Source organism: Micromonospora sp. NPDC047187 (assembly GCF_040643355.1).
In the GTDB taxonomy this organism is placed as follows: domain Bacteria; phylum Actinomycetota; class Actinomycetes; order Mycobacteriales; family Micromonosporaceae; genus Micromonospora; species Micromonospora salmantinae.
Map to the genome: position 1 here is coordinate 175,105 of NZ_JBEYUF010000003.1, position 15,932 is coordinate 191,036.

14 protein-coding genes and 1 pseudogene are annotated in these 15,932 nt (G+C 72.4%); 7 read left to right on the forward strand and 8 right to left on the reverse strand.

The features are described 5' to 3' along the window. Positions 1–197 precede the first annotated feature (197 nt). Positions 198–1,196, reverse strand: coding sequence for a hypothetical protein (locus ABZ794_RS08130; protein ID WP_210784889.1), 999 nt, complete (start codon positions 1,194–1,196; stop codon positions 198–200). Positions 1,197–1,294: 98 nt separating this feature from the next. Here ABZ794_RS08130 and cofD point away from each other — a divergent pair, with 98 nt between their 5' ends. Both cofD and ABZ794_RS08140 read left to right on the forward strand, forming a co-directional pair. Then, positions 1,295–2,242 (forward strand): 2-phospho-L-lactate transferase, encoded by a 948-nt coding sequence (cofD, locus tag ABZ794_RS08135; RefSeq protein WP_357514845.1) that lies wholly within the window; start codon positions 1,295–1,297, stop codon positions 2,240–2,242. Next, on the forward strand, positions 2,239–3,324 hold the full coding sequence (locus ABZ794_RS08140; RefSeq protein ID WP_210784891.1) for a coenzyme F420-0:L-glutamate ligase: 1,086 nt from the start codon (positions 2,239–2,241) through the stop codon (positions 3,322–3,324). Before cofD ends, ABZ794_RS08140 begins: the two co-directional genes overlap by 4 nt. A gap of 30 nt (positions 3,325–3,354) precedes the next feature. Here the strand turns inward: ABZ794_RS08140 and ABZ794_RS08145 are convergent, their stop codons facing one another. Further along, on the reverse strand, positions 3,355–4,347 hold the full coding sequence (locus ABZ794_RS08145; protein WP_210784892.1) for a winged helix-turn-helix domain-containing protein: 993 nt from the start codon (positions 4,345–4,347) through the stop codon (positions 3,355–3,357). Between the two features lie 278 nt (positions 4,348–4,625). Next, a pseudogene (locus ABZ794_RS08150) lies at positions 4,626–5,673 on the reverse strand (hypothetical protein). Positions 5,674–5,712: 39 nt separating this feature from the next. Here ABZ794_RS08150 and ABZ794_RS08155 point away from each other — a divergent pair. Further along, entirely contained in the window at positions 5,713–6,330 is a 618-nt protein-coding gene (locus ABZ794_RS08155; RefSeq protein ID WP_210784894.1) for an NUDIX domain-containing protein, read from the forward strand. Here ABZ794_RS08155 and ABZ794_RS08160 read toward each other — a convergent pair. Both ABZ794_RS08160 and ABZ794_RS08165 read right to left on the reverse strand, forming a co-directional pair. After that, complete coding sequence (locus ABZ794_RS08160) at positions 6,299–7,390, reverse strand: sugar phosphate nucleotidyltransferase (RefSeq protein WP_210784895.1); 1,092 nt, start codon at positions 7,388–7,390, stop codon at positions 6,299–6,301. The genes ABZ794_RS08155 and ABZ794_RS08160 overlap by 32 nt on opposite strands. Before the next feature lie 63 nt (positions 7,391–7,453). Beyond that, a complete protein-coding gene (locus tag ABZ794_RS08165) occupies positions 7,454–8,599 on the reverse strand; it encodes a glycosyltransferase family 1 protein (RefSeq protein ID WP_112582435.1) in 1,146 nt (381 codons plus the stop codon). A gap of 154 nt (positions 8,600–8,753) precedes the next feature. Here ABZ794_RS08165 and ABZ794_RS08170 point away from each other — a divergent pair, with 154 nt between their 5' ends. Beyond that, on the forward strand, positions 8,754–9,443 hold the full coding sequence (locus ABZ794_RS08170; RefSeq protein ID WP_210784896.1) for a TIGR03089 family protein: 690 nt from the start codon (positions 8,754–8,756) through the stop codon (positions 9,441–9,443). Positions 9,444–9,565: 122 nt separating this feature from the next. On the opposite strand, the gene ABZ794_RS08175 is transcribed toward ABZ794_RS08170, so the two are convergent. Then, positions 9,566–11,563, reverse strand: coding sequence for an acetoacetate--CoA ligase (locus ABZ794_RS08175; protein ID WP_357514849.1), 1,998 nt, complete (start codon positions 11,561–11,563; stop codon positions 9,566–9,568). A 143-nt stretch (positions 11,564–11,706) separates the two neighbouring features. Further along, positions 11,707–12,225: a hotdog domain-containing protein gene (locus ABZ794_RS08180; protein WP_091394150.1), complete on the reverse strand. Its 519-nt coding sequence runs from the start codon at positions 12,223–12,225 to the stop codon at positions 11,707–11,709. Between the two features lie 23 nt (positions 12,226–12,248). On the opposite strand from ABZ794_RS08180, the gene ABZ794_RS08185 reads away from it, so the two are divergent. Continuing rightward, a complete protein-coding gene (locus tag ABZ794_RS08185; protein WP_210784898.1) occupies positions 12,249–12,920 on the forward strand; it encodes a hypothetical protein in 672 nt (223 codons plus the stop codon). A 48-nt stretch (positions 12,921–12,968) separates the two neighbouring features. Here ABZ794_RS08185 and ABZ794_RS08190 read toward each other — a convergent pair whose 3' ends face one another. Next, on the reverse strand, positions 12,969–14,189 hold the full coding sequence (locus ABZ794_RS08190; RefSeq protein WP_357514960.1) for a multidrug effflux MFS transporter: 1,221 nt from the start codon (positions 14,187–14,189) through the stop codon (positions 12,969–12,971). Between the two features lie 379 nt (positions 14,190–14,568). Here ABZ794_RS08190 and ABZ794_RS08195 point away from each other — a divergent pair, with 379 nt between their 5' ends. Beyond that, positions 14,569–15,120 (forward strand): RNA polymerase sigma factor, encoded by a 552-nt coding sequence (locus ABZ794_RS08195; protein ID WP_357514851.1) that lies wholly within the window; start codon positions 14,569–14,571, stop codon positions 15,118–15,120. After that, entirely contained in the window at positions 15,117–15,920 is an 804-nt protein-coding gene (locus ABZ794_RS08200; protein ID WP_357514852.1) for a hypothetical protein, read from the forward strand. The genes ABZ794_RS08195 and ABZ794_RS08200 overlap by 4 nt, the downstream gene beginning before the upstream one ends. Positions 15,921–15,932 lie beyond the last annotated feature (12 nt).

Below are 15,932 nucleotides of genomic sequence, written 5' to 3' on the forward strand. Positions count from 1 at the left end.
CTCACCTTATGCGCAGCCCGAGCCTGTCCCACCGCGCCCAGCCCGCACCGTGGGAAACGGCACCCCCGGCCGCCCTCCCGGTTGCCTCCCGGCCGCCCTCCCGGTTGATCATGAAGTTATTGCCGCGACACGCCGCGTGATCGGGCAATAACTTCATGATCGACGAGGGTCCGTCGGGGCCCGACGGGGTTGGGGACTCAGCGGGGCTGGTCGGGGTGGTCGTTGGGCTTGATGTGTTGGGTCCGGTCGGTGTCCGGATCGGCCGGGTGGGAAATGACCTCGGTCGGGTCCGCGGACTGGCGCGGGATCGCCTGAGTCGGGTCGGCCGACGGCGGCTGCCCGAACGGCGGCGGCGCGGCCGGGGACGGCGGCGCCGACTGGGGGGCGGGGTTCGCCGGCGGCGCGGACTGCGGTGCCTGGAACGGCGGCGCGGACTGCGGGTGCGGCGGGGCCGACTGCGGGTGCGGCGGGGCCGACTGCGGGAACGGCGGGGCCGACTGCGGGGACTGGAACGGCGGCGACTGCTGGCCGTACTGGCCGGCCTGCGGGTAACCGCCCGGCTGACCCGCCTGCGGGTAGCCGCCAGGCTGGCCGGGGGCGGGCCATCCGCCCTGCGGCTGGCCGCCGGGCTGACCCGGGGCCGGCCAACCGCCCTGCTGCTGCGGCCAGCCCGGCTGGGGCTGCCCGTAGACGCCCGGCTGCGGCTTGGGTCGCGGCACGTAGTAGTGGGCGCGCCAGATGGTGTAGACCACCCAGGCGGCGATCGCGAAGATCACCATCCAGGCGAACCGGGTGAGCACACCGAGCAGCGCGTCGAGCACCTCGGCCTCGGCCAGCCGGCCCACCGTCCAGATCAGCATGGTCAGCGTGCCGAACAGGGCGCTGACCGCGTACTCGACGACAGCTGCCTGCGTGATCAGTTTCGCCTTCGCCAACACCGGCGAGATGTGCGTGGCCAGCAGCACCGCCAGCAGCGGGAGGCCCACCGCCTCCACCCCGACGAACGCGTAGAAGGCGCTACCCGCGCGGTCGGTGAAGGAGCTGTAGTCGTTCGGGGCGATGAGCCGGAGCAGGCCCACGAAGAGGAACACGGCGTTGGCGCCAAGCAGCGCGAGCGCGGCGAGCTCCCGTAGCGGCTTGGTCAGCTGGCGGGCCTGCGTCGCGTCGGCGGACGCGGGCTCGGCGGGGCTGGTCACGAGTTCCCCCTCGGGGCATCAACGGACAGGGTGCACGTGAGCCTAGTCTCGCGGGCCACCCACGGATCGGAGGCGTCACGTGCGCGAGGATGGTCGACATGCGCATCGTGGTTCTGGCCGGCGGCATCGGCGGCGCCCGGTTCCTGCTCGGGGTCCGGGCGTACGCCCGTGACGTCGGCGCGGAGGTGACCGCCGTTGTCAACGTCGGCGACGACCTGTGGTTACACGGGTTGAAGATTTGCCCCGACCTGGACAGCGTCATGTACACCCTCGGCGGGGGCGCCGACCCGGAACGAGGCTGGGGTCGGGTCGGCGAGAGCTGGACCGTCAAACAGGAGTTGGCCGCGTACGGGGCGGAGCCGACCTGGTTCGGCCTCGGCGACAAGGACATCGCCACCCACCTGGTCCGCAGCACCATGCTCAACGGCGGTTACCCGTTGAGCGCGGTCACCGAGGCGCTGGCCAGCCGCTGGGAGCCGGGCGTACGCCTGTTGCCGGCGACTGACGACCGCCTGGAGACCCATGCCGTGGTGGAGGACGACCAGGGCCAGCGGGCGATCCACTTTCAGGAGTGGTGGGTACGGTACCGAGCGGACATTTCCACGCACCGTTTCGTGTTCGTCGGCGCGGAGACGGCGAAGCCGGCCCCCGGGGTGCTGGACGCGATCGCCTCGGCCGACCTGGTGCTGATCGCGCCGAGCAACCCGGTGGTGAGCGTCGCGCCGATGCTGTCCGTACCGGGGCTGCGTGCGGCGGTGGCGGACGGCCCGGCGCCGGTGGTGGGTGTCTCCCCGATCATCGGCGGCGCGCCGGTGCGGGGGATGGCCGACCGTTGTCTGGCCGTGCTCGGTGTGGAGTGCAGCGCGGCGGGGGTGGGTCGGCTCTACGGCGGCCGGGCGAGCGGCGGCCTGCTCGACGGTTGGCTGGTGGCCGAGGAGGACGCGGGCACTGTGGTGCCTGAGGTGACGGTCCGCGCGGTGCCGCTGCGGATGACCGACGAGGCGGCGACGGCGGCCATGGTCCGCGCCGCGGTGGAGTTGACGTGAGGCTGGAGATTCTGCCGGTGCTCGGCATCGGTCACGTGACCGAGGGTGACGACCTGGCTGCGGTGATCGCTACCGCCGCGCCGTGGCTGCGCAACGGCGACGTGCTGGTGGTGACCAGCAAGATCGTTTCCAAGGCGGAGGGGCGGCTCGTCGACGTGCCGGCGGACGGGCCGGAACGGCTGGCCGCCCGGGACGAGGTCCTGGCCGGTGAGACCGCCCGGGTGGTGGCCAGCCGGGGGGCGACCCGGATCGTGCAGACCCACCACGGCTTCGTGATGGCCTCGGCGGGGATCGACGCGTCGAACGTGGACAAGACCCAACTGGTGCTGCTGCCGGTCGACCCGGACGCCTCGGCGCGAGCGCTGCGGGACGCGCTGCGGGAGCGCTACGACCTGGACCTGGCCGTGATCATCAGCGACACGATGGGCCGGCCCTGGCGCAACGGGCTCACCGACGTGGCGCTCGGGGTGGCCGGGATGCCGGCCATCCGCGACCACCGGGGCGAGGTCGACCCGTACGGCAACGAGTTGCAGTTGACCCAGATGGCAGTGGTGGACGAGTTGGCGGGTGCCGGCGAACTGATCAAGGGCAAGTGCGATCAGGTGCCCGTCGCTGTGGTGCGGGGCTACCTGCCGGCCACCAGTCCGGACGACGCCGGTGGCGCACGGGCGCTGATCCGCGACGCGGCACAGGACCTGTTCTCGCTCGGTACCGCCGAGGCACGCGCCGCCGGGCTCTCCGACGCCGCCACCCTGACCGACGGTCCCGGCCCGACACCGGCCGACCTGACCGCGGTGCGACGGGCGATCGACGCGGTCGCCGGGGTGGTCGCCCCCGGCACTGTCTTCACAGTGGTCGACGAGGCCGAGGTACGCGCCGGTCTGGTCGCCGAGATGCCCGGGTGGCCGGACGGCGCCGACCTGCTGCTCGGCTCGGCCCCGACGCCCATCGAGCCGATGGGTCTGGTCCGCTTCGGTGCCGACCTGCACCGGCTGCGCGTCGCCCTGGCCGCCCAGGGCGTCGGGTCGACACTGTTGCCGCCACCGCCCGGCAGCCCGGCGAACGCCGCGCTCGCCCTGTAGGACCGCTTCCGGCCGGCGCGAACGGCCGGGTCACGCGTCCAGCATGGCCCGGCCCAGCGGGGTCAACGTGTGCAGCACGCTGTTGCGTTCGCGGTGGCTGACCAGCAGACCAGCGTTACGCAGCACCGTGGCGTGCTGGCTCGCCGCCGCCGGTGAGATGTTGAGCTGGCGGGCGACCTCGCCGGTGGTGCAGCCCTCGTCGCTGGCCTGCAACACCGCCGCCCTGGTGCGGCCCAGCAGCGCGGCGAGTGATTCGCGGGCGGCACCGGACGCGGCGCTGGCGTCGGCGGAGACCAGCGCGCCCAGCCGGTCCACCGGGTAGACCAGCACCGGTGGCAGCGCCGGGTCGAGCAGTGCGACAGGGGTGGTCGCGCAGAAGAACGACGGCACCAGAAGCAGCCCACGGCCGTCCAGGTGCAGCTCCCGGCTGTGCGGGTAGCTGTGGATCTCCAGCACCCCGCTCTCCCAGCGCATCGCCGGCCGGAGGCTGGTGAGCAGGCCCTCGACGCCGCCGTCGAGCAGCGCCCGCGCCCGCCGCGTGCGGTCCGCCGCGACCGCGGCCTGGATCCGGCTCCAGTACGGGCTGATCGCCACCGACCGGTACTGCTCCATCGACTCGGCCAGGTGGTGCAGCGCCGACACCTCACCGCGAGCGAGCGCTGCCGCCGAGGAGGGCAGCTGATTCTCCGCGGCCAGCACGCTCAGGTCCCGGTGCAGCAACTCGGCGGGGGTACGGCGGAGCGCGTCCAGCCCGGCCTCGAAGCCCTCGACGCTGGCGTACGGGGTGAGGAAGTCGGGGAAGTAGCCACGCGGTGGGTTCAACGCGAAGAGCAGGCGGAGCTGCTCGGAGGCCGAGTCCTGGCGCAGGTCCCGGGCCACGCTGCGCCGCCAGTTGGCAGTCAGCGGATCGCGGGTGCGGCCGCGCAGCACGTGCAGGCTGAGGACCAGCTCCCAGACCGGGTCCGCCGCCGGCGCCACCCGGGTCCGGAGGATGTCCTCCCCAGAAAAGTGGATCTTCAGCATGGAGCGCTCCTGTGTCGCCGGCAGGGGGATGCCGGATGACCGTTCGACTCTACCTGGCCGGCAGTAATCTCCATCTTTAAGCCTGGACTGAAAAACCTCGACGCCTCCGGGGCCGGTTCGGCATGCTTCCCATGCCCGAACACGGCGCCGCGCGTCCATGACGCCCGTGCTGCCGGGGCACCGGGACCGGGGAGGCCCCGGTGATCGGACGGCACCACGAGGGTCTGCGGCCCTTGCTCCGCAGAGGTGCCGTCCGGTCATCCCGGTCCCGCGCCGACTCAGCCGACCCAGAGCGCGACCCGATGGTCCTCGTCCGTGACGTAGAACGACCGTCCGTCCAGCTCCGCCACCCCCTCGACGTGGTGGAACGGGGCCAGGTCCGCCACCTGCTCCCCGACGAGCCGCCGCCCGTCGCCCGCCTCGCCACCGGTGAGCCGGAAGCGAACGTGTCGGGAGGTGACCTCACCCCCACCCGGGTGGTCGTCGAGCAGGACCGACCCCTTGCCCAACGCGTCGATCGAGCCGATCACGGCCGCGTACCCGCCGTCCACCGTCGGGGTGATCGCGCGGAAGCCGGTCAGCTGCCCCCGGCGGAGTGACACCTGTCAACACGTACGCGCCCAAGGCCCGCGGCCACGCCCGCTCGGCAGTGAACATGCCCGGCACACCGGCCACCTCGACCAGGATCGGCTCACCGGCGTCGGTGACCGGAAAACGCAGCCCGAGCAGCACCGTCCCGGCCGGGGTGAACGCCGCCGCCTCCACGTTCAACGGCAGGTCGTCCGGGGCCAACCGGCTCACCCAGCTCTTCTCCCGGACGGTCCCCCGGGCCAGCGTCTCCACGATGAACCGCTCCCGCACCCGCTCCCCCGCCGGCAGGAGGGTCAGCGGCGCCGCGGCTAGAGCATCGTTCACCGCTCGGTGCAGTCGAAACGAGTTGCGTACCACGTGCACCGGCAGCGGCCCGGCCGCCGCGTCGTCCTCACGGAACCGGGCCACGAAGGCGCGCCGAGGTCGCAGCGGGCCAGCCTTCGAGCCGAAGTGGGAGCCGAACACGTACACCCAGCCGTCGTGGTGGGCGAGCGCCTCACCGTCCTCGGTCCGCCCGTTCTCCACACCGGCATCCGCGCGCACGTGCGCTGCCGTCCACTCCCCGTCGTCGCGCTCCAGCAGCAACGCGAGGCAGCGCTCCACCGGCCCCTCGTCCAGCACGGTCCAGAAACCCCGCCGGGCAGCGTACGCGCGCAGCAGCGCCGCCGACCGCACCGGCAGCAGATCGCTGGCCTCGTTGCCGGCCACCACGAATTCGACGAGTCGCACTGTCACCGAGCCAGCGTACGGAGCACACGCTCGTACAGTGGCGGGGTGCCCGACACCGTGATCACCGGCCCGACCGCCCAGACGACCGGCCCCGAGGCGTACGCCGCGTTGCATGCCGACGCCACCGCGTTGCTGGAGGGCTGGCAGCCCACCAGCCCGGGCGCTGCCAACGCGCGGGACCGGACCCTCACCTTGCTCGCCGCCGGTCCGATCGCGATGAGCCGGCAGCACCGACCGGGGCACGTCACCGCCAGCGCGTTGGTGCTGGACGCCACCGGCTCGCGGGTGCTGCTCTGCCTGCACGTCAAGTTCGGGTGGTGGGTGCAGCTCGGCGGGCACTGTGAGCCGGTCGACCAGACCCTGGTCGCCGCCGCCCTCCGCGAGGCCACCGAGGAGTCCGGAATCGCCGGCCTGCGCATCGACCCGGTGCCGATCGACGTGGACGTGCACCCGGTGCAGTGTCAGGGCGGGTCCGCGCACCACGACGTACGGTTCGCCGTGCTCGCCCCGCCGGCGGCGGTGGAGCATGTCAGCGACGAGGCCGAGGCGCTGGGCTGGTTCCCACCGGACCAGCTGCCCGAACCACTGGCCGGCGGGACCGCGCAACAGGTCGCGCCGGCACTGGCAGCCCTCAGACGTAGCCCTCTTCGCCTCGCTCCTTGAGCTCGTCGACCAGGGCCTTGACGTCCTGCGCCCGGTCGCGCGGGCAGACCAGCACCGCGTCCGGGGTGTCCACCACGATCAGGTCGCGCAGACCGAGCACGGCCACCAGCCGACCCGACTGCGGGACGACCACGAGGTTGCTGCTGTCCCGCAGCAGCACGCCCGGCTTGGCCTCCGTGCCGAGCACCACGTTGCCCGCGTCGTCGGCCGGCAGCACGTCGCCCAGGGTGTGGAAGTCACCGACGTCGTTCCAGCCGAAGTCGCCCGGCACCGTCGCGACCCGACCCGCAGTGGCCGCGCCCTCCATCACCGCGTAGTCGACGGAGATCTTCGGCAGGGTCGGCCAGATCGCGCCCAGGACGTCGTCCTGTTCCGGGGTGCCCCAGGCGGCGGCGATCGCGGCGACGCCGGCGTGCAGTGCCGGCTGCTGGCGGGCCAGCTCGGCGAGGAAGACGTCCACCCGCCACACGAACATGCTCGCGTTCCACAGGTGCCGGCCCGAACTGACGTACGCCTCGGCGACCTCGGCTGCCGGCTTCTCCTTGAACTCGGCCACCGGCCGCCACGGCACACCCTCGGTCGGATCGCCGGTCTCCAGGTAGCCGTAGCCGGTCTCCGCACGGGTCGGAGTGATCCCGACGGTCATCAGCATGCCCTGCTCTGCCCCGCGGACCGCCTCCTGGACCGTGCAGACCCAGCTGTCCGGGTCGCGAATCAGGTGGTCGGCCGCGAAGCTGCCCATCACCGCGTTCGGGTCACGCGTCGCGATCACCGCGGCGGCCAACGCGATCGCCGCGCAGGAATCCCGGGGAGAGGGCTCGACCAGGATGTTCTCCTCCGGCAGCACTGTCAGCTGCCGTGCCACCGCCGCGACGTGCGCGGCACCGGTGACCACAAGGGTCCGGTCCGGTGTGGTCAGCGGCGCGAGCCGTTCGACTGTCGCCTGGAGCAGTGAGGCGCTGGTGCCGGTCAGCGGGTGGAGGAACTTGGGATGACCGGCGCGGGACAACGGCCACAACCTCGTGCCACTGCCACCTGCCGGAATGACCGCATAGAGCATCCGCACATCATGCCCGACGTACCTGCCCAAAGTGGCACGGGTCACCCGCAGCGGCGCGGAGGATCAGGAACGGGCGCGACTCCACGCCGCGATGTGCACCTCGGCGCTGGACTCCCAGGTGAACTCCTTGGCCCGGTCGAACCCCGCCTTCGCCAGCGACAACCGCCGCTGCTCGTCGTCGAGCAGGGCAGCCAGGTCGGTGCCGATCTGCTCCGGGTCCTCCGAGGTGTACGCGACCGCGTCGCCGCCCACCTCGGGCAGCGAGAGCCGGGGCGTGGTCAGCACCGGGGCGGCGCACGCCATCGCCTCCAGGATCGGCAGCCCGAACCCCTCGCCGTAGGACGGGTACGCGGCGACCAGGGCACCGCCGAGGAAACCCGGCAGGTCGGCGTAACGCAGGTAACCGGGGCGCAGCAGACGCAGGTGCGACGGCACCTCGGCCACCGCCCGGTCGATGTCTTCGTCGTGCCCCTGCCCACCGGCGATCACCAGGGCCGGCGGGTCGACCCGGTCAGCCACCGCCCGCGCCCACCCACGGATCAGGTTGGGCACGTTCTTCCGAGGCTCCTTGGCACCGAGGAAGGCGACGTAGCTGCTGTTGCCCAGCCCCAGACGCGCGCGTACCCGGGCCTTCTCCTCCTCGGTGGGAGCGTGGAAGGCAGCCTGGTCGACGCCGTGGTACGCCACGTCGATCCGCGTCGGGTCGGCGTCGAGCAGCCGGATCAGCTCGTCCCGGGTGGCCTTGCTGGGCACGATCACCCGGTCGGCGCGGCGCAGCGAGGTCTTGATGGCGCTGCGGAAGAACGTGCGGCGCGACTTGTCGTAATGCTCCGGCTCAGTGAAGAACGTCGCATCGTGCACGGTGACCGTGACCGGACACCCGGCCCGCAGCGGGCAGGTGTAGAAGGGCGAGTGCAGCACCTCTGCGCCCACCTGCTGGGCGAGCAGCGGCAGGCCGGTCTGCTCCCAGGCGAGCCGGGCCGGGCGGTGCGCCACGGCGGCCGGGGCCGGGATGATCTCCGCGCCCGGCAGCATGCGGGTGTACCGCTCGAGGTCGGTGCGGAGACTGACCACCGCCAGCTCCACCCCCGACCCGCACACCTTGCCGAGGGCACCGAGCAGACCGTCGACGTATCGACCGACACCACCACGGTCGGTGGGGACACTCGTGGCGTCGATGAGCACGCGGGGCGGGCGACCGGCGGTCACGGGGCGACTCCTTGAACTGGCGGGCCTGTGGGGAACAACACTCCGGGGGTAAAGCCTACGCCGGGGCGCGGGGCCGACGCTGACTGCGACCCGACGGTACGCCGACTTGCCATCGTCATCGAGTACGGCCCGCAGGGGCGTATCGTTCGCGCCGATGGCCGACAACATTGCCCGGGTGTTCGCCGACGCGATCGCGACCGACCCGACCCGACCGCTGCTCACCTGGTACGACGACGCCACCGGCGACCGCACCGAACTCTCCGGCGTCACCTTGGCGAACTGGGTGGCGAAGACCGCCAACCTCCTCGTCGACGAGGTCGGCCTCGCGCCGGGCACCCCGGCCGGCGTGCTGCTGCCGCCACACTGGCAGACCGCTGCGGTGCTGCTGGCCTGCTGGTCGGCCAAGCTGAGCGTCGTCGACACGCCGGGCGACGTGGGGGTGCTCTTCGCCGCCGCCGACAGGTTCGACGAGGCGCAGTCCTGGTCCGCCGACGAGCGGTACGCCCTCGGATTGGCCCCGCTCGCCGCCCCGCTGAGGCAGGTGCCGCCCGGGTTCGCCGACTACGTCGTCGAGGTACGCGGACACGGTGACCACTTCACGCCGCAATCCGGCAGTGGCCCCACCGACGCGCACCTGCTGGGTCGTGCCGAGGCCCGCGCCACCGAGTTGGGCATCGAGCCCGGCGCGCGGGTCCTGGTTGACGCCGGCCGTCACCCCGACCCGGTCGACTGGCTGCTGGCCCCACTGACCCGGGCCGCCACAGTCGTCCTCTGCGCCAACCAGGACCCGGCCCGCCTGGCCAGCCGCCAAGCCACCGAAAAGGTCACCCACACCCTCCCGTAACCCGCCCCGGCCCGCCCCGGCCCCGCCCGCCCGGCCCGGCGATCTTGCAGTTTCGGTTGTCGAGATGGGCGGGATGCCCCTTAGGTCGGGACAGCAAGTGCAAGATCGCGGGGGGATGGGGGTCAGGACGTCGTGCGGCGTTGGGCCAGGGCGGCGAAGGCGGTCAGGGACTCGGGGTTGACCAGGGCACCCTTGGCCGCCGCCTGGTCTACCGGGGTGCCGGTGAGGATCTTCTTGACTGGCACCTCCAGCTTCTTCGCCGAGAGGGTACGGGGCACCGAACGCACCTGGTGGATCTCGTCGGGCACGTGCCGGGGTGAGAGCGCCGTACGCAGTTCACGGCAGATCTTCGCGCGCATCGGGTCGTCCAGCTCCAGACCCTCGGCCAGCACCACGAAGAGCAGCAGCTCACCGGCGCCACCCTCGTCGTCCTCCAGGTGCACGACGACCGAGTCGAGCACCTCGTCGAGCCCTTCCACCACCGAGTAGAACTCGGCGGTGCCGAGCCGCACCCCACCGCGGTTGAGGGTGGCGTCGGAGCGGCCGGTGATCACGCAGCCACCCCGCTCGTTGATGGTGATCCAGTCACCGTGCCGCCAGACGCCCGGGTAGACGCCGAAGTACGCCTCCGCGTAGCGGGTGCCGTCCCTGTCGTTCCAGAAACCCACCGGCATGCTCGGCATCGGTTCGGTGATCACCAGCTCGCCCAGCTCGCCGATGACCGGCGTGCCGTCGGCGGAACGGGCCTCCACCTTGGCACCCAACGCCCGGCAGGCGATCTCACCGGCGTACACCGGCAGCAGCGGCACGCCGCCGACGAAACCGGTGCACACGTCGGTGCCACCGGAGAGCGACTGGAGCTGGACGTGGTCGCCGACGGTCTCGTACACCCAGCGGAAGCCCTCGGCGGGCAGCGGCGCACCGGTGGAACCCACGCCGCGCAGCGCCGACAGGTCGGCGACCTCCCGGGGAACCAACCCGGCCTTACGGCAGGCCAACAGGTACGGCGCTGAGGTGCCGAAGTACGTCGTCCCGGTCTCCGCCGCCAGCCGCCACAGCCCGCCGAGGTCAGGCTCGGCCGGCCGGCCGGGCTCAGCCCGGACCCCCGGGTTGCCGTCGAAGAGCACGATGGTCGCCCCCACCGCCGGGCCGGAGACCAGGAAGTTCCACATCATCCAGCCGGTGGTGGTGAACCAGAAGAACCGGTCGGCCGGGCCCAGATCGTGGTGCAGGGCGAGCATCTTCAGGTGCTCCAGCAGGATGCCGCCGTGACCGTGCACGATCGGCTTCGGCAGCCCGGTGGTGCCCGAGGAGTACAGCACGTAGAGCGGGTGGTCGAACGGCACCGGCGTGAACGTCAACGGCTCGTCGGTGGGCGCGGCCAGCTCGGCCCAGCCCAGCGCGCCCTCGGGGGCGGGGCCCGTCGGGTCGAGGTAGCTGATGCTGACGGTGTGGCGCAGCGACGGCAGGGCGGCCCGGATCGCGGCGACCTCGGCGCGCCGGTCCACCGGCTTGTCGCCGTACCGGTAGCCGTCCACCGCGACCAGCACCGTCGGTTCGATCTGCTGCCAACGGTCGGTGACGCTGCGGGTGCCGAACTCGGGCGCGCAGGACGAGAAGATCGCGCCCAGGCTGGCGGTGGCCAGCAGCAGCACGTACGTCTCGGCGATGTTCGGGGCGTACGCCGCCACCCGGTCACCGGCGGTGACGCCGAGCCGGCGCAGCCCGGCCGACACCCGGCGGACCTGCTCGCGCAGCTCACCGGCTGTCAATGTGACCGGCGGGCGGGTCTGCCCGTGGGAGATCACCACCGGGTCGTCGTCGGAGCGCCCCGGCATCCGCAGCACGTTCTCCGCGTAGTTCAGCGTGGCGTCGGGGAACCAACGGGCGCCGGGCATCCGCCGCTCGGCCAGGGTGGCGGTCGGCGGGGTGTGCGCGATCACCTCGAAGTGGTCCCAGATCGAGCGCCAGAACCCGTCCAGGTCGGTGGTGGACCAGCGCCACAGCGCGTCGTAGTCGGCGAAGTCCAACCCGCGGTACTCCCGCAGCCAGCGCAGGTAGGCACCGATCCGGGACCGCTCACGTACGTCCGCCGGCGGCGTCCACAGCATGTCACCCACTGCTCCACCCTCCCCCTGGCCCGACACGACACTGTGACTGGGCCGTGGCGCCATCTTGCCCTACCTCGAAGCGCCATTCTGCGCACCGGGTAGGCCAACCGACGCGTGCCCGTCCCACACTCCAACCCGCCACCTCATGTGGGTCAGCCGGCGCGGTGGGCCTGGATGGCACGGCGGCGGGCCAGCCGGTGCGCGCGGCGGATCTCCGCCTCCTTGTACCGGCGCTCGTCCTCCGCCGTCTCCGGCAGCACCGGGCGGACCGCCCGCGGCGCCCCACCCACGTCCACGCCGACGAACACCAGGTACGCGGTGGCCACCCGGACCGGCGCGTCCTCGGCCGAGTCCCACCGTTCGGCGACCACCCGCACGCCCACCTCCATGGAGGTCTGGCCGGTCCAGTTCACCTGGGCGTGCGCGTGCACCAGGTCGCCGACCCGGACCGCCTCGGAGAAGACGATCTCGTCGATCGCCGCGGTCACCGCGGTCCCGCCGCTGTGTCGGGCGGCAGCGGCCCCGGCCACGTCGTCGACGAACTTCATCAGAACTCCGCCGTGCACCGTGCCGTAGAGGTTGACGTCCACCGCGGTCATGATCTTGCTGAGAGTGACGCGCGAGTACGACGTCGGCTTGCCGGTTGGAGCGGCGGAGAGGTGCTCAGTCATGTCGAAAACGGTACGGTGCGCGGATGCGACATCTCTGGAGCTTCCTCGCCGGGCTGGTGGTGGCGCCCATCACCTGGGTGCTGGTCACACTGGGGCAGGACGGGTCGAGCCGGACGGTCGACCGCTGGGTGGAGATCGGCACGTTCAACACCGCCAACCTGATCGAGCCGGCCGTGTACCTCGGTGTCGGCGGTGTCCTGCTGGGCCTGCTCGGCACGCTGCGCTTCTCACCGCTGGGCCCGTTGGTGGCCGGTGCGCTGCTGGTCATCCCGTACATCGGGATGTTCGTGGCGCCCTTCTCGGTGCGGGACGCGATCCCGCACGAGTGGAAGGTGTTCGGCGATCCTCTGCCGCTGCGACTGCCCGTGGAGAACGGCACGCTCTTCCTGCTCGGCCTGCTGCTGCTGATGGCGACCTTCAGCCAACAGCGTTGGCGGCAGTGGCCGAGCCCGGCGACCGAACCGGCCGCGGCACCCACCCCCGCGTCGGACGGAGGCCCCCGCAACGACGACTTCACGTTGACCGACTGGCCGGCCCCCGCGCCCGCGGAGCGCGACACCGCGCCCCTCACTCTGGGTTACCCGGCGGACTCGACACCGACCGAGCCGCTGCCCCGCCGGGTGGGTGGCGAATCACCCTGGTCCGCCCCACCGCGCGGCCAACCGCGCCCCGAGGACACCACCGAGATCCGCTGATCGTCGGGGCGGGCCGGTGGACCGGCCCGCCCCTCCATCTCTTCCGGGCTAGTGCAGCGCGACCGCAAGATCCGGGTCGACGGTGCCGAGGCTGGCGCGGGGAACCACGAAGAGCATGACGATCAGCGCGGCGGCCATGCCGCCCGCGATGACGATCGCCATCGGTACGCTCCCGGTGCCGAACAGACCGGCCAGTGGCGCCGACACCGCGCCGATGCCGAACTGCACAGCGCCGAGCAGCGCCGCGGCGGTGCCAGCGGCCTCGCTGTGCCGGCTCATGGCCAGCGCCGGCGCGTTGGGCAGGGCCAGGCCGGCGGCGGCCAGGACCAGCCACAGTGACGCGAGCAGGGTGCCCAGGCCACCGACGCCGGTCGCCGCGAACATGACCAGCAGCAGGCCGGCCGCCGTTCCGGCGATCAGGGCGCTGACCAGGATCTGCTGCGGGGTGTAGCGGCGCAGCAGCCGAACGTTGAACTGGGTGGCCCCGATCAGGCCCACCGCGCCGGCCCCGAAGGCGATGCCGAACTGCTGCTCGTCGAGGCCGTACTCCTGCTGGAGCACGAACGACGAACCCGAGACGTACGCGAACAGGGCCGCCATCGCCAGCCCGGCGACCAGCACCAGGCCGACGAACGCCCGGTCGTTGACCAAGCCCCGGTAGTCGCGCAGCGTGGCGCGCACCCCGCCGTGCCGCCGACGCGCCACCGGAAGGGTCTCCGGGAGCCGGAGAGCGGCCACGACGATCAACAGCGCGCCCAGCACCGCCAGCGCCGCGAAGACGCCCCGCCAGTCGGTCCAGCTCAGCAGGCCGCTGCCCAGGGTCGGCGCGAGGATGGGCGCCAGGCCCATGACGAGCATCAGCCGGGAGAAGATCCGGGCGAAGGAGGCCCCGCTGAACAGGTCGCGGACCACTGCCGTCGCGACCACTGTGGCGGCGGCGACGCCGAGCCCCTGGAGTACGCGCAGCCCGCCGAGCACCGCGATGTTGGGTGCGAAGACGCACAGCACGGAGGCCACGATGTGCGCGGCCAACCCGGCCAGCAGCGGCACCCGCCGCCCGACCACGTCGGAGAGCGGCCCGATCAGCAACTGGCCCAACGCGAGGCCGACCAGCGTGCCGGTCAGCGTCAACTGCACGGCGGTCTCGGTGGTCTGCAGGCCCGCCGTGATGGCGGGTAGCGCGGGCAGGTACATGTCGATGGTCAACGGCCCGATCGCGATCAACGCGCCCAGCACGAGGACGATTTGCGCCCGCTGACGGTTGGTCATCAGGTCGCCGGGCAGCACTTCCTGCGCGACGGCGGAATCACGTCCGGTCTTCTCCACCAACTGCTTCATCATCTCGATCTCTCTGCGGGAGGCGTCGTCACGAGCGGCGGCGAGGGGCGTCACCGGGACCGCGTGGACGTGGCGGCACGGTGCGGGATGCCCGACGGCGGGCAGCTTGGACGTGACGAGGCAGGGTCGTGGCGGGGGCGGCCGGGTGGGGCGATGATCCGAGGGTGATCCTCTCGCTCGGCAACACCTCGGCGACGGGTGACGTTCCCGGTGTGTGGGGAGTCACCCCGCTCCGTCCGCACGGATCCAATGTGACCGAGGTCATATCAGAATCAGAACCGGGGCCGGGGTACGCGTCGTCTTGCCTGGTGTGAAACGAAGTGTGGACGGGCTCGACGAGGGTGAACTCCTTCGCCGCGTCGCTCGGGGCGACCGGCGCGCGTTCGACGCGCTGTACCGGCGTACCGCCCCGTGGTTGACCGCGCGACTGCGCCGGCGCTGCGCCGACGAGGGCGTGGTGGCCGAGGTGTTGCAGGACACGTACCTGGCGGTCTGGCGTTCGGCCGGCAGCCAGGCGCAGTCCTCCACCTCCGGCAGCGCGGTGGGCTGGTTGTGGACGATCGCCGCGCACCGGCTGATCGACGCGTTCCGCCACCGGGCCCGACGGGAGCGGGTTCCGTCGGTGCAGACCTTCGAGACCGTGGCCCCGGCGGCCGAGGACGAGGCGCTGGCCGGCGGGATGGACGCCAACCTGGAGCGTGCCCTGCACGAGCTACCTGCGGAACTCCGTCAGGTGCTGCGTTCGATGGTCCTCGACGGGCTGACCGCGCGGGAGACCGCACTGCTGCTCGGCATGCCGGAGGGGACCGTGAAGACCCGGGCCCGACGAGCCCGAATCGCCCTCCGGGAGGCGCTGTCATGACCACTCACCCGACTCCCACCCTCATCTCCCAGTACGCCTCCGGTGCTGCCGACGTCGACGACACGACCATCTGGGCGGTCGAGGCGCACCTGGAGACCTGCGCCGCCTGCCGAGCGGTGCTCACGGACGCCGTCGACCCGGGCACCCGGGACCTGCTGGACCGGGTGGCCGACGGAATCGCCACCGGAATCGCCACCGGCCCGGGCCCGGTACGCCGTCGTCGGCTGCTGCGCACGGGTGTCGCCGCCCGGGTGCTGCCCTGGCTGGTCACCGCCACCGGATTGATGCTGGCCGCGGCCCTGTTCGAGTGGACGTTCAACAGCCTGCCGTCGCTGGTGCTGCTCATCGCGCCGGTGGCGCCGCTGCTGCCGGTGGCCGCGGTCTGGAGCCGGCGCCTCGACCCGGCCTGGGAACTGACGGCCACCATGCCCCGCACCGGCCTGCCGCTGCTGATGCGCCGCACGTTGGGGGTGCTGTCGGCGGTCATACCGGTGCTGGCGGTGGCGGGCTGGGTCACCGGGCACTCCCCCGGCCTCTGGTTGCTGCCCGCCCTGGGGTTCACCGCCGGCGCGTTGGCGCTGGGCACTGTGGTGGGGGTCGACCGCGCCGCACTCGCGTTGACCGTCGCCTGGTCCGCCGGTGTGGTCGGGCCGAGCCTCGCCGACGGGCAACTTCCGACGGTCCTCACCGGCGGCAGCCTGCCGGGATGGGCGCTCGCCACAGTGGCGTTGACGGCCGTCGTACTCGTTCGAGCGTGGCGACGGCCGCACGAACCGCACCAGAACCTTCTGCACCGATGACGACATCGAGCC

Bases quoted from the DNA above. Each gene is read 5' to 3' on its own strand.
- ABZ794_RS08200 (WP_357514852.1), top strand. From the start codon at position 15,117: ATGACCACTCACCCGACTCCCACCCTCATCTCCCAGTACGCCTCCGGT.
- cofD (WP_357514845.1), top strand. From the start codon at position 1,295: ATGCGCATCGTGGTTCTGGCCGGCGGCATCGGCGGCGCCCGGTTCCTG.
- ABZ794_RS08185 (WP_210784898.1), top strand. From the start codon at position 12,249: ATGCGACATCTCTGGAGCTTCCTCGCCGGGCTGGTGGTGGCGCCCATC.
- ABZ794_RS08190 (WP_357514960.1), bottom strand. From the start codon at position 14,189: ATGACCAACCGTCAGCGGGCGCAAATCGTCCTCGTGCTGGGCGCGTTG.
- ABZ794_RS08145 (WP_210784892.1), bottom strand. From the start codon at position 4,347: ATGCTGAAGATCCACTTTTCTGGGGAGGACATCCTCCGGACCCGGGTG.
- ABZ794_RS08170 (WP_210784896.1), top strand. From the start codon at position 8,754: ATGGCCGACAACATTGCCCGGGTGTTCGCCGACGCGATCGCGACCGAC.
- ABZ794_RS08180 (WP_091394150.1), bottom strand. From the start codon at position 12,225: ATGACTGAGCACCTCTCCGCCGCTCCAACCGGCAAGCCGACGTCGTAC.
- ABZ794_RS08160 (WP_210784895.1), bottom strand. From the start codon at position 7,390: ATGCTCTATGCGGTCATTCCGGCAGGTGGCAGTGGCACGAGGTTGTGG.